Genomic DNA, 1,828 nt, shown 5'->3' on the forward strand with positions numbered 1-1,828 from the left:
TTTTGCAATCGTTAGTATATTTTAGGTTGCACAACCTCCGCAAGCACCGCGCGACTTTGCAATGCCGATGAAATGCAAATTGAAATCCAATAGCTATAATGACATATATTAAAGAAACTTACAAATAATGCTTGCATTAAAATTATTTCGGTATATAATAATGGGAACGTTACCAATACGGAGCAAAAAAATATGAAAATGACTAACAATAAAGCAACGCTCAAGACCATTGCCGACGAGCTGAATATATCGGTTTCGACCGCCAGCAGAGCCTTTACTCCGGGCTCTTCGGTCAAGCCTTCGACATTGGCTAAGATCAAAGAGATGTCCCGTAAGCTGAACTACAAGCCCAATCTTAACGCGCGTGCCCTTGTGCAGCAGAAAACGCACGTTATAGGCGTAATACTCCAGTCGCTGAAGAATCAGACGACCGAATCGCTTGTAAACAAGCTTACCCGCCTGCTCACGGCACGCGGATATGATATACATTTATTCGTCGCATACAATGACGATATGCTCAACGATGAGGCCGTCAACTCGTGCATTTGCAGAGGGTATGACGGGGTAATCATAAACCACGCGTTTTTTGAAGGCAGAATGAACGCCATCGAAACGCTTCTCAAAGAAAACGTGCCTATGGTGGTGCTGGGGCAGTACGAATATTCGGAAACAAGTCAGGTGATCGGAGATTTCAAACTCGCCGGACGCGTAATGACGAGGCATCTGGCAGACCTTGGGCACAAAAACATCGCCTTTTGCACAACATGCAAAGGCGACCCGCGATACGAAGGCTACCTCAATATACTCAACCAGTACAAACTGCCGATACGGGAAGACCTTGTATTTGTATGCCCCTGCGAGCAAAGCCAGATCCGCGAGACGGCAAAAAAGATTATCAAAACGGATGCGACCGCCCTGTTTGTCAACTATGATGAACCGGCGACACGATTCATAAGGGCGTTCAAGGAGCTCGGCGTATCCGTACCCGGACAAATGTCGGTCGTAGGCGTTGGAAATGAGATGTATGCCGACCTCATAAGCCCGGCTCTTACCACATTTGAAATCGACACCGCGCACTTGGCCGAAAATCTTGTCGAGACGCTGTTTGAAAGAATAGAAAAGCCTAACGGCCCGACAAGAACAATTCTGCTCAACGGAAAAATCTTGGAAAGAGATTCTGCAAAAAAACTACTTTGAAAAGGTAAATATACTTAAAATGACTACAAAGCGGATTAAAGGACTGTTCATACTCCACAAGACGGCCTACGACAGGATATACGGCGAAAGAGAATTATCTGAGATAAACAGATATGTGGATATTTACGCGCCCGTTCAGACGCCTGAGTCTATTATGGAAAACCCGGCGCTGCTCAATGACGCCGAAGTGATATTTTCAGGCTGGGGTATGCCTGCGATGGATAAGGAATTCCTCGACAACGCACCAAACCTGAAAGCCGTCTTTTACGGCTCCGGCACCGTCAAATATTTCATAACCGACGATGTGTGGGATCGAGACATAAAAATAACCAGCGCGTTCGCCGCAAACGCGATACCGGTCGCGGAATTTGCCCTCGGACAAATAATTCTCAGCTTAAAATCGGTGTGGCATCATTCGAGAGACATAAAAAGGCAAAGAACATTCGAGAGGTCAAGATGTTTCGGCCCGGGTATGTACGGCTCAACGGTGGGCTTAATTTCGCTTGGAATGATAGCACAGCATCTTTGCGGCCTGCTTGCGCCCTTCAATGTCAAGGTGATCGCCTACGACCCATACATCGAACAGGCAGCCGCCGACAGGCTGAATGTGGAGATGTGCTCATTGGACGAT

The 1,828-nt window shown here is 47.0% G+C and carries 2 protein-coding genes; both read left to right on the top strand.

Annotated features, from left to right (window positions below; all coding sequences use genetic code 11):
• Positions 1 to 192: 192 nt before the first annotated feature.
• A complete protein-coding gene (locus tag Q7U95_RS02750; protein WP_308751747.1) occupies positions 193 to 1,197 on the top strand; it encodes a LacI family DNA-binding transcriptional regulator in 1,005 nt (334 codons plus the stop codon).
• A gap of 19 nt (positions 1,198 to 1,216) precedes the next feature.
• On the top strand, positions 1,217 to 1,828 hold a 612-nt coding region (locus tag Q7U95_RS02755; RefSeq protein WP_308751748.1), incomplete at its 3' end, for an NAD(P)-dependent oxidoreductase.

This window comes from Candidatus Oleimmundimicrobium sp., assembly GCF_030651595.1.
Classification (GTDB): domain Bacteria; phylum Actinomycetota; class Aquicultoria; order UBA3085; family Oleimmundimicrobiaceae; genus JAUSCH01.